The sequence below is a fragment of the Breoghania sp. genome, from assembly GCF_963674635.1.
In the GTDB taxonomy this organism is placed as follows: domain Bacteria; phylum Pseudomonadota; class Alphaproteobacteria; order Rhizobiales; family Stappiaceae; genus Breoghania.
The window spans coordinates 4,231,130-4,246,200 of record NZ_OY771475.1 but is presented as its reverse complement, the minus strand read 5'-3'; the positions used below and the strand labels follow the sequence as shown (position 1 = coordinate 4,246,200).

Annotated in this window: 14 protein-coding genes; 11 read left to right on the top strand and 3 right to left on the bottom strand. The window is 61.8% G+C overall.

All coding sequences use genetic code 11. From position 1 onward, the window contains the following. Positions 1 to 147: 147 nt before the first annotated feature. Positions 148 to 1,188 (top strand): zinc-dependent alcohol dehydrogenase family protein, encoded by a 1,041-nt coding sequence (locus ABGM93_RS18375; protein WP_321501928.1) that lies wholly within the window; start codon positions 148 to 150, stop codon positions 1,186 to 1,188. A gap of 124 nt (positions 1,189 to 1,312) precedes the next feature. Further along, the gene (locus ABGM93_RS18370) at positions 1,313 to 1,702 is read left to right on the top strand and encodes a rhodanese-like domain-containing protein (protein WP_319775718.1); all 390 of its coding nucleotides are present in this window, start codon (positions 1,313 to 1,315) and stop codon (positions 1,700 to 1,702) included. Between the two features lie 90 nt (positions 1,703 to 1,792). Here the strand turns inward: ABGM93_RS18370 and ABGM93_RS18365 are convergent, their stop codons facing one another. Both ABGM93_RS18365 and ABGM93_RS18360 read right to left on the bottom strand, forming a co-directional pair. Beyond that, entirely contained in the window at positions 1,793 to 3,124 is a 1,332-nt protein-coding gene (locus ABGM93_RS18365) for a cytochrome c peroxidase (RefSeq protein WP_321501926.1), read from the bottom strand. Positions 3,125 to 3,155: 31 nt separating this feature from the next. Then, the gene (locus ABGM93_RS18360; RefSeq protein ID WP_321501924.1) at positions 3,156 to 5,150 is read right to left on the bottom strand and encodes a CRTAC1 family protein; all 1,995 of its coding nucleotides are present in this window, start codon (positions 5,148 to 5,150) and stop codon (positions 3,156 to 3,158) included. 287 nt (positions 5,151 to 5,437) lie between these two features. Here ABGM93_RS18360 and ABGM93_RS18355 point away from each other — a divergent pair, with 287 nt between their 5' ends. From ABGM93_RS18355 to ABGM93_RS18315, 9 genes are all read left to right on the top strand, one after another. Further along, positions 5,438 to 6,727 (top strand): hypothetical protein, encoded by a 1,290-nt coding sequence (locus ABGM93_RS18355; protein ID WP_321501922.1) that lies wholly within the window; start codon positions 5,438 to 5,440, stop codon positions 6,725 to 6,727. 351 nt (positions 6,728 to 7,078) lie between these two features. Beyond that, positions 7,079 to 7,762: a GntR family transcriptional regulator gene (locus ABGM93_RS18350; protein WP_321501919.1), complete on the top strand. Its 684-nt coding sequence runs from the start codon at positions 7,079 to 7,081 to the stop codon at positions 7,760 to 7,762. Beyond that, positions 7,759 to 7,965 (top strand): hypothetical protein, encoded by a 207-nt coding sequence (locus tag ABGM93_RS18345; protein ID WP_321501917.1) that lies wholly within the window; start codon positions 7,759 to 7,761, stop codon positions 7,963 to 7,965. The genes ABGM93_RS18350 and ABGM93_RS18345 overlap by 4 nt, the downstream gene beginning before the upstream one ends. An 88-nt stretch (positions 7,966 to 8,053) precedes the next feature. After that, positions 8,054 to 9,463 (top strand): hypothetical protein, encoded by a 1,410-nt coding sequence (locus ABGM93_RS18340; RefSeq protein WP_319775318.1) that lies wholly within the window; start codon positions 8,054 to 8,056, stop codon positions 9,461 to 9,463. Between the two features lie 20 nt (positions 9,464 to 9,483). Next, on the top strand, positions 9,484 to 10,644 hold the full coding sequence (locus ABGM93_RS18335) for an MBL fold metallo-hydrolase (protein ID WP_319775317.1): 1,161 nt from the start codon (positions 9,484 to 9,486) through the stop codon (positions 10,642 to 10,644). 75 nt (positions 10,645 to 10,719) lie between these two features. Beyond that, positions 10,720 to 12,735 (top strand): CobW family GTP-binding protein, encoded by a 2,016-nt coding sequence (locus ABGM93_RS18330; protein WP_321501915.1) that lies wholly within the window; start codon positions 10,720 to 10,722, stop codon positions 12,733 to 12,735. Continuing rightward, a complete protein-coding gene (locus ABGM93_RS18325) occupies positions 12,722 to 13,333 on the top strand; it encodes a MotA/TolQ/ExbB proton channel family protein (protein ID WP_319775315.1) in 612 nt (203 codons plus the stop codon). Before ABGM93_RS18330 ends, ABGM93_RS18325 begins: the two co-directional genes overlap by 14 nt. Continuing rightward, positions 13,330 to 13,761 carry a biopolymer transporter ExbD gene (locus tag ABGM93_RS18320; protein WP_321501912.1) on the top strand — a complete coding sequence of 144 codons (432 nt, stop codon included), beginning with the start codon at positions 13,330 to 13,332 and terminating at the stop codon, positions 13,759 to 13,761. The genes ABGM93_RS18325 and ABGM93_RS18320 overlap by 4 nt, the downstream gene beginning before the upstream one ends. Further along, a complete protein-coding gene (locus tag ABGM93_RS18315; protein WP_321501910.1) occupies positions 13,758 to 14,267 on the top strand; it encodes a TonB family protein in 510 nt (169 codons plus the stop codon). Before ABGM93_RS18320 ends, ABGM93_RS18315 begins: the two co-directional genes overlap by 4 nt. 177 nt (positions 14,268 to 14,444) lie before the next feature. On the opposite strand, the gene ABGM93_RS18310 is transcribed toward ABGM93_RS18315, so the two are convergent. After that, positions 14,445 to 14,936 (bottom strand): bacterioferritin, encoded by a 492-nt coding sequence (locus ABGM93_RS18310; protein WP_321333296.1) that lies wholly within the window; start codon positions 14,934 to 14,936, stop codon positions 14,445 to 14,447. Positions 14,937 to 15,071 lie beyond the last annotated feature (135 nt).

The following is a 15,071-nucleotide window of genomic DNA, read 5'->3' as shown; positions in this document are numbered from 1 at the left end:
CCGCCCTGTCGGGCTGGAGCCTTCGCTCAGAAGCATGGGCAACAGGGACATTTTGGATTGTCCTTCAACCGGAATGAACGATAGCGTTCGCTCCGAGCGCATGTCTGCGCCCGGTCAACCCGGCTTCCGCCTTCAAGAGGATCATCGATGAAAGCCATCATGTACGAGGTCTTTGGGCAAGAACCCAAGGTGGTCACCGTCGATGATCCGGCCCCTCCCGCGCATGGGGTTGTCGTCAAGGTGGAAGCAACCGGCGTCTGCCGTAGCGACTGGCATGGCTGGAAGGGGCATGACCCCGACATCGTGCTGCCGCATGTGCCCGGCCATGAACTTGCCGGCATCATCTGCGCCGTGGGACGGGACGTGACCCGCTGGAAGGCGGGGGATCGGGTGACGGTGCCCTTCGTGTGCGGCTGCGGGGCCTGTCCCGAATGCCATACGGGCCATCAGCAGGTCTGCGAGAACCAGTTTCAACCCGGCTTCACGCATTGGGGCTCGTTTGCGGAATATGTCGCGATCCATTTCGCAGACCTCAATCTTGTCGCCCTGCCCGAGAACATGAGCTTCACGACGGCCGCCAGCCTCGGGTGCCGGTTCGTCACCTCGTTCCGGGCGGTGGTCGATCAGGGCAAGGTCAGTGCGGGCCAATGGGTGGCCGTGCATGGATGCGGGGGTGTCGGCCTGTCCGCCGTGATGATCGCCGCGGCCGCCGGAGCCAACGTGGTGGGCATCGATATCGCGCAGGACAAGCTGGCGCTTGCGCAGGAACTCGGCGCTGTGGCAACCGTGAACAGCGCCACTGTCGCCGATGTGCCGGAGGCCGTGATGGAAATCACCCGCGGCGGCGCCCATGTCTCCATCGATGCGCTGGGCCACCCGGAAACCTGTTTCAATTCCATCAAGAACCTGCGCAGGCGGGGCAAGCATGTGCAGGTCGGCCTGATGCTCGCCGATCAGGCCCGCCCCCAGGTGCCCATGGACAGGATCATCGGCTGGGAACTGGAAATCCTCGGCAGTCACGGGATCCAGGCTCATCGCTACGATGCGATCTTCGACATGGTCCGCTCCGGCAAGCTCGACCCCGCGCGCCTTGTCGGGTCCCGGATCAGTCTTGAAGACGCGCCACGAGCATTGATGGACATGGCAAGCTTCCAGTCGATCGGCGCGACGGTCATCACGCAGCTGTGAAATCCGCGCAAGGCAGAAGGCTGATCTGTCACGATGACGCAGCCAATCCGTCATCGTGATGGATGACGCGCGCCCCGTGGCCGATCAATAATCGTTTGCCGAGTGAAGGAGAAACGCGATGGCAATGAAGCGGGGATATCGCCAGCTTGTCGAAGAGGCGGAAGCAGAGATCACCACCCTGTCGGTGAAAGAAGCGATGGCGTTGCTGGGGCAGGAAGACACGGTCTTTGTGGATCTGCGCGATGTTCGCGAGCAAGCGCAGCAAGGGAAGATGCCCGGTGCCTTTCATGCACCGCGCGGGCTGCTCGAATTCTGGGTCGATCCTGAAAGCCCCTATCATCACGATTTCTTTGCGCAATCGAAGCGCTTCGTCTTCTTCTGCAATGAAGGATGGCGCTCGGCGCTGGCGACCAAAGCCGTTCAGGACATGGGGCTTGAAAACGTGGCCCATATTGCCGGCGGGTTCACCGCCTGGCAGGCAGCGGGTGGCCCTCTCGATCTGTCCGGCCTGTGAACCGAAGCCAACATTTGCACAGCCACTTTGAAGAAAAGCGGAAGCTGCCAGACAGCGCCTCAGGTTTGACGCCCCGATGGTGGCACAGGCCTAGTCCACAGGCAGCCCGCTCGGCACCGTTTCAGGACGCCCAAGTGGACGCTTGAGTGCCGTTTCGCCGGTCAGTGCATTCAGGAATGCGACGAGATCGGAGATTTCGTCATCCGTGGCGTGGGGCAGACCGATATCGATCCGGGACAGGATCCGATCATTCTCGATCTTATTCTCGCGCAGCGCGAAATCGCCGGAGGCAAGCCAGGCGACCGGCGGCAGGATCGCCATGCCGCCACTCCACCCGGCATTGCTTTCGCGCGGCTGGAAATGATGGCGCACCATCGCCTCCAGCGTCGGCATGGCGCCATTGTGCCCATAGGGCGGGGTCAGCGCGACATTGCGCAGGAACGGCACGCGGAACCGGTAAGCATCCTCCGGCGCATCCGACACGGCCATGCGCCCCACATCGCGGGCGATCGGATCATTCAGCAAGGTCCGTCCCGGCCCGAACGGCGGAAGCGCCAACGCCCGGAAGCTCTGGTCCGACATCAGCGGCCCCGAATGGCAGGAGGAACAGCCAGCCTTGCCGTAAAACAGTGTCATCCCGCGCAGTTGCGCATCATCAAGGGCCGTCTCGTCCCCCTCTAGATACTTGTCGAACGGGCTGTCGAAATTCCGGTATTCGGTGCCTTCGAAGGCGGCGATGGCATTCGCGATCTCGACAATCGTGATGTCGGAGGCATCTTCCACAGTGTCGAAGGCCTCCACGAACATGCGAACATAGGCGTCAATGCCACGAATGCGTTCCACGACCAGCGGCCAGACATAATGCGCGCCTTCATAGGCGGCCCCGCCGATCGGGTTCTCGCCGGGCTGGCCCGCCATCTCTATCTCCGAGGCCATCGGGAACAGAGCTTGCGCCGCCAGCAGCGAATTCAGGCCCTTGGGCAGGAAGATCCAGGCAGGCGTCCTGAACCCGTTGCCAAAATCGTCAGAAACCTCGACCCGACCGTCGTGAAACATGAACCGGACATCCTTGTGTCCCAGGTTCCACAAGCCCGGCGCATTGCGCGGAACACGCTCAAGGATCCTGTCGGCGCCATCGCCCCCCGTACGCTCCTCCCCAAGCCCGGCCCCGCCCTCGCCAATACCAAGGCTCACGCCGTCCGCACCATTGAATTTCTGATGATGACAGGTGGCGCACTCGATATTGCGATTGCCGGAGAGGATCTTGTCATAAAACAGCAACTGCCCGAGCTTCACCTGCGCCGGCTCGAACTGGATGAAATCGTCAAGCGTCAGCGGATCCGGCAGCTCAACGGCCCCGGCTGGCGTGACAAGGGCAAGGCAAATCAGGCAGGCGTGCAATTTCGCTCGAAGGGAAAACACCCGGCACCTCTCGTTTGAAATCAGTTTCCCGTCACTTGCGGGCAATGCGATAGCTGGCACCAGCCGCAATGGGGCCGGTGATTTCAGTGGTCCCGCCATTGGCCCAATGGACCGTCAGGCGGGTGACTTCTTGGGCATCGCCAAGACCGAAATGGACCACCGGCGCATCGAATGACATGAAGCCGCCGCCCGATTGCAGCTCGCGCATCATCCGTGTGCCATCCGGCAACTCAGCCACAACCCGCGCCCCCAGCCCGTGGCTGTTGCCCGCGCCGTCGCGCAACTCCACCTCGATGGCATTGCCGGACTGCACCCCGTTGACGAACAGCGACACCGGACCGTTGACCGGCTGGGTGATGATGTCGAGATCGCCGTCATGGTCGATATCGAAGGCAACGGCACTGGCGGTCATCAGATAGTCTTCCAGCCCGAATGGCCCGGAGGCTTCGCGAAATGTCCCGTCGCCCATATTGCGATAGAACAGATTGGACGGGCTGACCTCATTCGGCACCCAGGTGCCATTGACGACATAAACGTCCTGCAAGCCGTCATTGTCGAAATCCGCGATCTTCGTATCCCAGGACCAGCCGCCAATCTCCAGCCCCTCGGCCACGGCCGTATCGCTATAGGCCGCCCCGTTGCGCGTCAGCAGCACATTCGTGCGCATGATCTGGGGGATCGTGGTGTCGAAATCCGCCTGCTGCGGCAGGGCCCACGGCTTGAAATGAATATCGCAAAAGGCGCGCGTGGTTTTCTGGTCGGGCGGGATCAACGCGCAGATCGTCGGATCCTCCTTCTGGATCGCCAGATCCTTCACCAGCATCGCCTTGCACTCGTCCTGCAACGCGCCTTGAAGCTCCTGACACTTCTCCGCATAGGTCGGGTGGAACCGGTTGCCGGACTTGTACCAGGTCTTGATGCCCATGTTGCGAACGCACACGGCCCTGGATGCGGCGTCCTTGATGCCATCGCAGTATTTCGACAAAGGCTGCATCTTCAGCCGCTCCGACACCAGCGCCGAGCGTCCGGCAATCTGGGCGTAGAACACCTCCGGCACGCCATCATTGTGCAGATCCGCCGTCTTGATCGCCATCGTGGTGGTGGTTGTGTGCGGGATCAGTTTGTCGTCCCGGGTGATGGCTTTGAACCCGCCCTTCCCGTCGCCGAGATAGACGTAATCCGGGATTTCGAAATCATTTCCCACCAGCAGATCGGCAGTGCCGTTCAGATCGATATCGCTGAACAGAATGACCAGCGTTTCGCCCGGCAGCCCCGGCAATTCGGCGAAATGGCTGCCATCCAGCACGCCGTTTTCGTTGAAGATCACCCGGTTGCGCGATTCCTCGCCCGGAATCCGCCGATACCAGCCGGCCGCCCAGTTGCCGATGGCTGCATCCAGATCGCCGTCGCGGTCGATATCGGCAAAGCTCAGCGAGATCGACAGCATCGCATCGTCGCGATTGGCGACCCGCTGTGGCTCTTCGACGAGGAAGGTGCCCTGCCGGTTGTAAACAACGTAATTGCCGGTCTGATACGTGGCCAGAAACAGATCGAGCCAGCCGTCATTGTCGATATCGACCAGGGCTGCATTGAAGACATCAAGGTCGGCCAGCGGCCCGATGTCGCTCTGCGAGCGGGCAAACCCGCCCTTGCCGTCGTTTTCGTAGATATAGAGGCCACGCTCGGTGGAGGCGATAGCCAGATCGAGATCGCCATCATGGTCGATATCGCCGGTGGTCAGACTGCGCCCCTCCCAGAAGGGTGGCCACATGTCTTTCATCGACAGCTCCACCGGCTTGTCGATGCCATGCGTCCATGCCTCGACGCGCTGGAAGACCGTCTCATGGGCGGGCGAGCGCGGCGCGAAGGGACGCGAGGTCATGGTGACCGGGCGATCGGATACGATTTCCGCCGCTTCGGCGATGTCAGGCAGCAGCAGGCGTTGCGACACTGCCGGAAGGATACCAACCAGCACCAGTGCAAGGCCCACGTGCCAAACGGCATGTCGTGCGAAAGATCCGGTCATTACTCCCCCCTTGCGGACAGCGCCAGATCCGGAAGGGCGCCGCGCGCATACTCGGCAATGAAGTGATCGCCCGTCAACTGAACAAACGTTTCAACTGCCCTTCACCACCTGAGCACGGCGGCTGTGCCCCTTTGCTCTTGCCGCGCCGCGCGCGCGCCGGACACTCCGCTTTTCGCCACCGTAACGGCCAAGGTTTCGTGCTCTGGTTGGACCACCGCACATCTCCAAGTTGACAGCCGGCGCCGCCAATCCGACATAGAAACCACGCCAGTGCGAGGGGACCCGACATGGACAAGCCGTCCCATATCAACGACTCCACCTTCGATTTTCTGTTGCAGAGCTTCTCGTCGCAGGGCGACACCCCCATGCCGGCGGTGATCTGGCGCGCGGATCTCGTCAAGAACGAGATCGACTTCCTCAACGATCACGTCATTCCCGGCCTTGAGGACGGGGTCGGCCAGCTTCTTCAAGACGCGGCAGTCGCGGCAAAGATGCTTGCCGCAGACGACCGATCCGTCTTCGAGCGCTTCCAGAAGCGATTGCACCAGAACCAGCCGGTGTCGGAGATCCTGCGCGCACGCGGGCGAGACGGCGTCATGCGCTGGCTTTACATTCTGGGCTCGCCTGATCCGGAAAGAAGCTTCTGCTATGTCGGGCTCCTTGCCGATTGCACCTCGCTCGCCGATGCCATTCTCAGGCGCGGATCGCATGCGGGACTGGCGGAACATCTGGAGCTGTTTTCCAATCCCGTCTTCATGGTTCACGTCGGCAGCCGCGAGGTGGTGGCCACCAATGGTGCGGCCCGAAAACGCCTCGCGATAGATCCGGGCGGCAGGAGCATCTCGCTGGATGAACTCCTGGGCGCCAACACGGAAACCTACTTGCGCGACATCTATGAGCGTCTGCTCTTCGATCTGAGCTGGAATGGGCTTGTCGAAATCCGCACCACGACCGGCGACACGCTGACCTGCACCGCCCGCGTGCGCGCCTATGATCGCGACGGCCGACATCTCCTGTGGTTCTCGCTGACGCCCCGCGTCCAAGCCCCTCCCGCCGACGCCTACCGGCGCCCGGCTCTGCCAAAGGAATGCGAACGTCGCCTCGCCGTCGCCGCCAGCCTGGATGATCTGTTGAACGTCATCATGGATTGTCAGCCGGAAACGGGCCGGGTCGACGCCGCGCTTCTGTCGCAGATCTTCATATCGCGGGGCCAGGTGGTGGTTACCGGCGTCGGAGCGCCCTTCCACGATCTGCACGAGCACCACACCCACTCCTATGTCGGCTCGATCGCAGAAAATATCGATCTCTACAATCTCGACCACCTGATCGTCTCCGACACCTCAAAGAGCATCAAGCCGATCGACTGGGCGTTGTTCATTCCGCGCGGCATCCGCTCCTATTGCGCCGTGCCCTTCTATTACGAACAGGTGCTGCGCGACGTCATGATCTTCTGTTCGACAGCCCCCAATGCCTTCGCGCCCGATGATGTCCTGCCCTATCTCGTGCTGGCCGAGAGCATCTGGCCTCACCTGTCGCGCATTGTCGGAGACCTGACCCAACAGACGACCCCGCACTGATCGACAAGCCTCGCGCAACCGGGCAAGCCCGCACGAATGGCGCAACGGGCCTTTGTTGCAACGGCAGCGGCTTTTCCGTCAGGGCATGATTTGGGGCATTCCGGTTGTCGAGAACCGGCTCTGCGACAATCTGGTCCAACATTGGATGCGCAGGAACTACTTGGGATTAATCCTTATATATCCGCGCCTTACGCTACCTCCCCCCCTAAAGTTGAATTTTGCGTTTGAACTGGCCCGACCAGTTTGCAATTCAACGTTGCGGCACGCGCAATCCATGGTCTAGCCGTTAATAAACAAGCCCGGCACGGCCCCGATCATCGGGAAATTGGTTGGACCAGGAGGGCGACAGCGATGGCACATCCGTGTCTCGACAGTCTGCTGAGCGTCATCGACACGCTGCACCTGAAGGAAGGCGACAGACTACCGAGCGAGCGCAGTCTCGCCGAGCAGCTGTCTGTCAGCCGCAACACGGTCCGTGAGACACTCATCTCACTTGCCGCGGCCGGTCACATCGAAATCCGCGGACGCAGTGGCTGCTATCTGCGCACCGCATCGACCATCACCTGGGAATCCCTGCGCAAGAACGGTTCACCGACTGCCGCGCTTGAAGCTCTCGGCTTCATGGCCCCACAACTGGCAGCTTGTGCCGCCGAACGCTGCACGCCGGAAACCGCGCAGGCCCTACAGGATCTGACGGCCCGCCTCGGCCGCGCGCTCGTGCACCGCGACGGAACCCTGGCGGCTCAGATCTTTATGTACTTCATAAACATCCTCGTCGAGCTCACGGGCAATCCGTATATCGCTCTCCTGTTGCGCGAGCTCGATGGCAACGACCGACTGCGCACGACACTCGGCCGGCTGGATCAGCCCCGTATCGATGTCTTCTTCCCGATCCACGTGGGCCTTCTTCAGGCGATCAAGGAGCATGACCGCGAACGCGCACGGGCGCTGGCCATCAACTATCTGGATGCGTTCTCGGATCTGCTCGGCTTCGCCTCGAAGGCATCGCCCGGTGCCAGGAGCAAGAGCCAATGAACAGACGCGAGTTTCTCTTCGGACGTCACGGCGCCGATCACGGCCACCCGTCCGGCATGAGCGAACAGGATGAACGTGACGATCGGGACCGTCTGTTTCTCGCGGCAATGGCTGCGGGTGTGGATCCGGCCACGATCGCCCCTGAACGACTGTACGAGTTGTTCCACACCGAAAAAGGGAGCGCCGCGAGTTTGAGAGAATGAAAGACTGAAAGGAAGAGAGAGGTGCGGGGGCCGGACCGGCAAGTCGTTCCCCCGCACCGGACAATCCACAATATAGGAGGGTTGATCCATGAAAGTGGACAATCGAACCGTAAGCTACCTTGAGAGCCGCAAGCTCGTCAAACGCTGGCCAGGCCCTGTCCCGGCAATTGTCAACATGCTGATTATAGGGGCCTTTTTCTATGCCACCTGGTGGGTCTTCCAGGATCCGCGCGGCATCATGCGGATGTACACGCCCTATGTCGGCTACATGGTTTGCCGGTGGCTGCTGATCCTCTTTATCTGGGTCGCCTATATCTTCGACTTCTGGCCCTTCAAGCGCACCTGGCTCAACAAGACACATCCCCTGATCAAGGGAACCGTCCTGACCGCGGTCAGCGTCGCGGCCATGGTGCTGCTCATCAAGGGGTTCTTCATCGAGATCCTCGGCAAGCTGGGCATCGCCTACTTCAACTCCGAAAGCCTGATGGCGATGGGGCTCACCGACTTCTACTCGATCGAGTATTCGGCGGAAGCCATCATGATGTTCGCCGCCATCGCTTCATGGCTGTCGCCTAGCTGGGTTGTCGCCTGCGAGAACGCCCCCTGGCAGAACCTCCCCCAGCCGGCCCGCGGCATCACCATCGCGACCGTCACCTTCTTCCTGTCGATGGTCGTCTATCTGGTGACGATGCACTCGCACATGGCGATCCTGTTCTATCCCTGGCAGCAATACACCGCCATCACGCCACCCTACTGGGAGAATTTCGCCAACACGGTTTCGGGCAACTTCCACATCGCCTGGATCATGTGCTGCACGGTGGTTGTGTGGGTCTATGAGAGCATCTGGCAACGCTATCCCTTCAACCTGATCCAGAACGACGTCCTGCGTCGCACCGCCTCCTTCTTCGGCATCATCCTCGTCGCCCTGTGCATGTGCTTCTTCCTCTACTACGCACAGGATCTCGTCTGGGGCGAAACGATCCGCGGGACACGGCGTGAAATGGCACCCGACTGGCGCTGGCTCCATGTCGGCGAAACCGCGATCTTCTGGCTCGTGGGCGTGCTGTTCCTATCGTTCTATTGCGACAACTGGCCGACCAAGTTCAGCCGTCCGGTGAACGTCTTCCTGCGCACGGTCATCAGCCTGGCGATCGGCGCGGCCATCTACATCGTCTACTACAAGACGGCGCACCTCTTCCTGGGCACCCAGAAGGGTTTCTCCCATCCCCAGCAGTTCCCGATGATCCCGACCATCTGGCTGATCAACATCTTCCTGATCAACATGTGGTTCATGGACGGATGGCCGGGCTGGAAGGCCGTTCCCAAGACAGCCGAAGAGATTGAGGAAACCCAGGAGGAAGTCGTTGCCCGCGACGTCCGCTGGACGCCGAGCTTCGGCAAGGGCCTCATCGCAGGCGTTGCCGGTGGCGTCGCCGCCTATGTCGCCGTCATCACCATCCTTCCCTGGATCGGCCAGACCGTGACGATCATCAAATAGGGTTCGCGAGGTACATCATCATGACCGAACAACACACTCCGACCCGGCGCGATTTCGTCAAAGGCGCCGCTACCGGGGCCATCGGCGGAGCTCTGTTGGGCATGGGGGCCTATTCCTACTCGCCCATGGCCTATAGCCGGATGCCCAAGGTAACCCGCCAGCAAGCAGACTTCGGCGCATGCCGAAGCGTCAAGGTGACGTCGATCTCCGAGACAAGCTGGTTCAACAACGCCCATCTCGTCGGCGACATCCACGCCGCGGGCGGCCTGCTGGTCGACCAGTACTCGATCAACTGGCCACCATTCGGCAACGGCAAGGGTGTCGCCAAGGGATCCTACGAGGATGGCATCAACTCCATCCGCAAGATGATCCCCGGCGACCTCGAAGAGGCCTGGGCCACGCAGGAGAAGCTGTCGCTACATCCGGACAATCCGGGCGGCTACTCGTGCCTCATCGAGGTGGAGGATCTGGATGGCTCCAAGCACAAGTATCTGCTGGACGCCGGTTGGTCCTACACGTGGATGGATCAGAGCTTCAAGCGCGAAGCCATCGACCAGATGCTTGCCGCCAACGAGATCGAAGCCCTGATCCTGAGCCACGAGCACTTCGACCACTTCTTCGGCTTCCCGGTGGTCATGAAATACAACAACACCATCCCGACCTACGCCCATGACGGCTTCTACAAGGAGGGCATGCAGTACATCAAGGACAGCGGCTACAAGGGCGATCTCAAGGTCATCGAAAAGGAACTGACCCAGATCCGCCCGGGAATGATGGCGATCAAGTTCAACGTGCCCATCATCACCCGCGTCTACGGCGAGGTCTCGCTGGCCTTCAATGTGAAGGACAAGGGTCTGGTTCTGATCTCCGGATGCAATCACCAGGGCATCCTGCAAATGACCAGCACTGCCTATCAGAAGCTGAAATACGACAATGACCGCTTCTACGGCATCTATGGCGGGCTCCACATCTCGCCATTCGAAGACTGGGACCCGAAATATGACGACCTCGTCATTTCGCTCGGCAAGTGGGACTTCGAGAAAGTCGGCTGCAACCACTGCACCGGCCACCTGACGGCGAAGAAATTCGTCGAGGCCGGCTACCCGGTGGTCAAGGGCACGGCCCGGTTCCGGACCTCCTCGCCCGACTATCTCGGAAATGGCGACACCATCATCTTCTAGGTGCCAGCCTTTGCCGATAGGGGTCGCGCCTTCGGGCGCGGCCCTCCCCCCTTCCCCCTCTTGCGGAGGCCTGCCATGACCGCCACCTCGCCCTTCTCACGTCTTTTCGGCCCCCCGGGTCCACGCGGCCTCACCCCGGACGCCCTGGCGAGCCTGCCGCGAACCTGGATGACCGCAGCCTGCATGAACGCCCGGTTTCGCCGAACCGAAGGCTGGCTTGGCCTTTGCCAATGCGACAGTGATCCGCGCGCCTTCACCTGCCGCCTGGAAAAGCACGCCGGTGTTTTCGGCCTGATCCCGACAAGCCTCGATGCCGAAGGCTCGCCCCGCATCATCGACTACGCGATCTGCTATTTTCCCTCAGCGGACGATCCGTGGCTGGACCACTTCGCGCTTCATTCCGCGATCCTTGCCGGCACCCCCGACACGCAGACGCGCCTTCGCGACTTTCCAGCCCATGACGATCTCCAAGCCGCCTTTGCCATTGCCCGGCTGCGGGTTGGCGTTACGCCAGATGGTGAGGGCATAGGCCTGTCCCTGACCGGAGAACGTCACCGTCGCGTCCTGGTGGAGGCAGGCATTCCCGCCCCCGGCGGCGGCTGGCTCGTCCCCCCCGACGGCGCGGATGAAAACCTGCCCGCCTTTGCGCTGGCGCGCGATCTCCTTGCCACCCTTGCTGCCGGATTGCGGGTCGCGACCGCGGCTGCCCCCACCTTCACGGCAGGTTTCGAAACCCCATCGACCGTCTATCAACTCGGGCTCGACGGCACACTCCACACCCTGCCCGCGCCTGATGCCTCACGCGACACCGATTGCCTCATATGGGGCGCGATTTCCGGCCTCAAACCGGTATTGATACCGCTAGACGCCGCCATGCGCGCCCAAGGGACGGATCTCGACATCTACCGCAGGGACCCGATTTCCATGGCGCCGGTGCGCGACCGCCCCGAAACCGAAAACGACCGACCGGGACTGACGCTTCTGTCCGGGTTTCTCGGATCGGGCAAGACGACCTTCCTCAACCAGTTCATCGAATACCACACCGGTCACAACGAACTCGTCACCGTGATCCAGAACGAGCTTGGGGAAACGGGCGTCGATGCGATGCTGCTGGAAGGCGACGACTCCGTGATCGAAGTGGATGCGGGGTGCGTCTGCTGCACTCTGTCGGGCGCGCTCGAACCTGCCATCCGGGCACTGCGCGACCGCTACCGCCCGGATGTCATCGTGCTTGAGACCACCGGGCTCGCCAACCCTCTCAACATGGTGGAGGAACTGAAGGACCTCGATCACCTCATCCGTCTCGATGCGGTTGTCAGCATCGTCGATGCCAGCCGCTTCCACGAAACCCTTGCCACCTCCGACATCGCCGCCGGTCAGATAGCCGCCGCGGACACGCTGATCCTCAACAAGTGCGACCTCGCCGACGAGGCAACGCTCGCCGCGATCCACGAGGAGCTTGCAAGGGTGAACCCTGAGGCCCGCGTCATCGAGGCCTGCCAGGGCCGGGTCAATCCGAAGCTGCTCGAAACCGGGTTCAAGCGACTTCTTGCCGAGCCGGAGGAGGTGGCCACGGACGACGCGCCCTGCTGTTGCGGCCACGCGCACGACAAGCCGGCGCACGACGCGCATCACGAACACGCGCACGGCCATTGCTGTGGCCAATGCGGGGGACAATGCGAGGACGCGCCCGACCATCAGGAGCATCACGACCATCATGACGATCACGGCCATCATGAGGATCATGGCCATCATGAGCAGCATGCGCATTCCGATCACGCGTCCCATCTCGGCGAGGGCTTTGGATATCTGAAGCTCGAACTGCCCGAGGCGGTCGATGGCGACGTGCTGACCCGCCTGCTGGTCGATTGCCCGAAATCCGTCGAACGGATCAAGGGCGTTGTCCGGCTTGTTGGGGATCCCGATCTCAGGATCCTGCAATTCGTGCCCGGACATGCCGAATTCGTCATGCCGGAGCGCGCCATCACCGAGCCGCCCTTCCTGATCGTCATTGGCAGGGGGGTGGACAGTCCGGAGCAAAGCGCCCACTGGGCCCAACTGACAGAGAAGCGGCCTCATGCAACTCATTGAAGAGGGCGGCTTCGTCATGTGGCCGCTGATCGCGATTTCCGTCCTGGTCATCGCGGTCATTCTCGACAGGCTTCTGGTGTTCACCACACAGCCGCTGGTCGATCCGGACCTGGAAGCCCGGCTCATCGCGGCCGGACGCGGCGAGGCCACCCAAGAGACGCTTGCAACCGCGATTGAACTGCGCCCGACCCTTCGCCCCCTTCTTGAGGCCCTGTTTGCCAAAGGGGCGAAGGCAACGCGGGAAGGACTGGCGACCATCGCGATCGAGGAGATCATCCGCGGGCTTGACCGGCGCGTCGGGGTTCTCGGCATGGCGGCGCGCGTGGCGCCTCTGCTCGGTCTTCTCGGTACGGTGATCGGCATGATCCAGACCTTCTCGCGGCTCTCCGCCGCAAGCGGCGCCATCGACATGACCATGCTGGCCGACGGCATCTGGCAGGCTCTGTTGACGACGGCGACCGGGCTCGTGATCGCCATTCCCGCCGTCATCGCCCATGGCGGCTTCCTGCGCCGGGAGGAGCATGTAAACTTCGCCCTCGCCCGCCTCGCCAATCGCGTGCTGATGGCCGAGGGCTCGCCCGGGGAACGAGCGGCATGATCGAGCTGAAACGCAAGGACCGGCAGGCTGGGATCCCCGACGTCACGCCGATCCTGGACGTCGTCTTCATTCTGCTGATCTTCTTCGTCATTGCCGCCGCCTTCACCACACACGGCGTGGAGATGAACCTGCCCAATTCGAAACAGGCGCGCACCTTTGCCGGGCGCTCCCTGGAAGTGGTGCTCTCCGCCGACGGCCAACTCATGGCAGATAGCGAAGCGGTGGATATGCGCGAACTGGGCTTCAAGGTGCGTCTGGCCAAAGAGACGCCGGGAGGCATGCAGATCGTGCTCAAGGCCGACAAGAATGCCTCGGTCGGCATGTTCCTGAGCGCGATCGGGACGATCCGCGACAATGGGGGAGATCATCTCGTGATCGCCACCCGTCCCGCCCAGGCCGCAGCCAGATTGCCGGAGATGCAGCCATGACGGATGGCGAACGCATCGCTGCGGCGATCGCCATTTCGCTCGCCCTTCACTGGCTGTTCCTCAAGGGCATTGCGCCCCCATCGCTTGAGACCGGTTCAAGCGACACGATCGTCGTCGATTTCGCCCCTCCCGATGCCGCCATTGCCCTGGCCGCGCCCTTGACGCTTGAGGAGGCGGGACCACCGCAGGAAAGCCGGGAGACCCGGGCCGACCGTCGCCGCAAGGTGCTCGCCGCCTATCTGGAAGCCGTTTCCGATGCCATCCACGCCCGACGCATGACGGCGGTCGGCAGCTCCGGCATCGGCAATGTGGGCTTTGCCCTGACAATCGACGGAAGCGGCAACTTCGCCGATGTGCAGCTTCTGCAAAGTTCCGGCAACCCGGCGCTGGACCGGGACGCGCAACGCGCGGTGCTGTCTGCCAGCGGAGCCGTTCCCCGCCCCCCCTTGCTCGGCTCCGGGCCGCTCCGCATCCGGCTTCGCGTGAAATATCAATACGGGCTCTAGTGCCGCGGCCGGGGCAAGGGTTGTCTCAAACAGGCCGGGAGCTGCCTCCCGATCCAAGGTAATCGTTCAAGCGGCGTCCGGTCGGCGCGAAAGCCGACCGGACGCCGTTTTCAGACAGACAAGATCAGATTTCATGCTTTCGAGGGAGCCCCTTGAGCCGCATGAACCGAGCGGATGTCAGTCCGTTTCCTCGGCATCGCCACCGATGGTAACCAGCTTCGAGCTGTAGGTCTTCTCACCGAGACGTTCGATCAGATCGAGCTGAAGCTCAAGCCAGGCCTTGTGCCCTTCCTCGTCGAGGACGATCTCTTCAAACAGGGCCTTGGTGCCGATATCGCCGACCTCATAAGCTTCCCGCGCAGCCTTGGTGTAGACCGCGATTGCGTTCTCCTCATCGGCCAGATCTGCCTTGAGCAGGTCCACCAGACTGTCGTGAAGCACAGGTGTCTTTTCGAAGGCGATCTCCGGAACGCCTTTGAGGAAGAGGACCCGTGCAATAAAGCGATCGGAATGTCCCCATTCCTCTTGCATCTCTTCCCGCATCTGCGCCGCAAGTTTCGAAAGGCCCCAGTCGTCAAGCCTTTGAGCATTGAGCTGATACTGATGCGCTGCGGCCATCTCCATTTGCAGCGCCTTGTTCAGGTTTTTGATTGTTGTGTCATTCGACATGCAAGCACCTCTTGTCGCTAAAGAAATCCGAACGGAAAACGCTAGACCCGGCGAACACCGCGCTAAAGGGCCAGTCCCATGAAAGGCAATATGTCGCACGATATCGGATCGCAGCGACATGCGATTTCTTCAAGG

Bases quoted from the DNA above. Each gene is read 5' to 3' on its own strand.
- ABGM93_RS18375 (WP_321501928.1), top strand. From the start codon at position 148: ATGAAAGCCATCATGTACGAGGTCTTTGGGCAAGAACCCAAGGTGGTC.
- ABGM93_RS18370 (WP_319775718.1), top strand. From the start codon at position 1,313: ATGAAGCGGGGATATCGCCAGCTTGTCGAAGAGGCGGAAGCAGAGATC.
- ABGM93_RS18360 (WP_321501924.1), bottom strand. From the start codon at position 5,150: ATGACCGGATCTTTCGCACGACATGCCGTTTGGCACGTGGGCCTTGCA.
- ABGM93_RS18355 (WP_321501922.1), top strand. From the start codon at position 5,438: ATGGACAAGCCGTCCCATATCAACGACTCCACCTTCGATTTTCTGTTG.
- ABGM93_RS18350 (WP_321501919.1), top strand. From the start codon at position 7,079: ATGGCACATCCGTGTCTCGACAGTCTGCTGAGCGTCATCGACACGCTG.
- ABGM93_RS18345 (WP_321501917.1), top strand. From the start codon at position 7,759: ATGAACAGACGCGAGTTTCTCTTCGGACGTCACGGCGCCGATCACGGC.
- ABGM93_RS18340 (WP_319775318.1), top strand. From the start codon at position 8,054: ATGAAAGTGGACAATCGAACCGTAAGCTACCTTGAGAGCCGCAAGCTC.
- ABGM93_RS18335 (WP_319775317.1), top strand. From the start codon at position 9,484: ATGACCGAACAACACACTCCGACCCGGCGCGATTTCGTCAAAGGCGCC.
- ABGM93_RS18330 (WP_321501915.1), top strand. From the start codon at position 10,720: ATGACCGCCACCTCGCCCTTCTCACGTCTTTTCGGCCCCCCGGGTCCA.
- ABGM93_RS18325 (WP_319775315.1), top strand. From the start codon at position 12,722: ATGCAACTCATTGAAGAGGGCGGCTTCGTCATGTGGCCGCTGATCGCG.
- ABGM93_RS18320 (WP_321501912.1), top strand. From the start codon at position 13,330: ATGATCGAGCTGAAACGCAAGGACCGGCAGGCTGGGATCCCCGACGTC.
- ABGM93_RS18315 (WP_321501910.1), top strand. From the start codon at position 13,758: ATGACGGATGGCGAACGCATCGCTGCGGCGATCGCCATTTCGCTCGCC.
- ABGM93_RS18310 (WP_321333296.1), bottom strand. From the start codon at position 14,936: ATGTCGAATGACACAACAATCAAAAACCTGAACAAGGCGCTGCAAATG.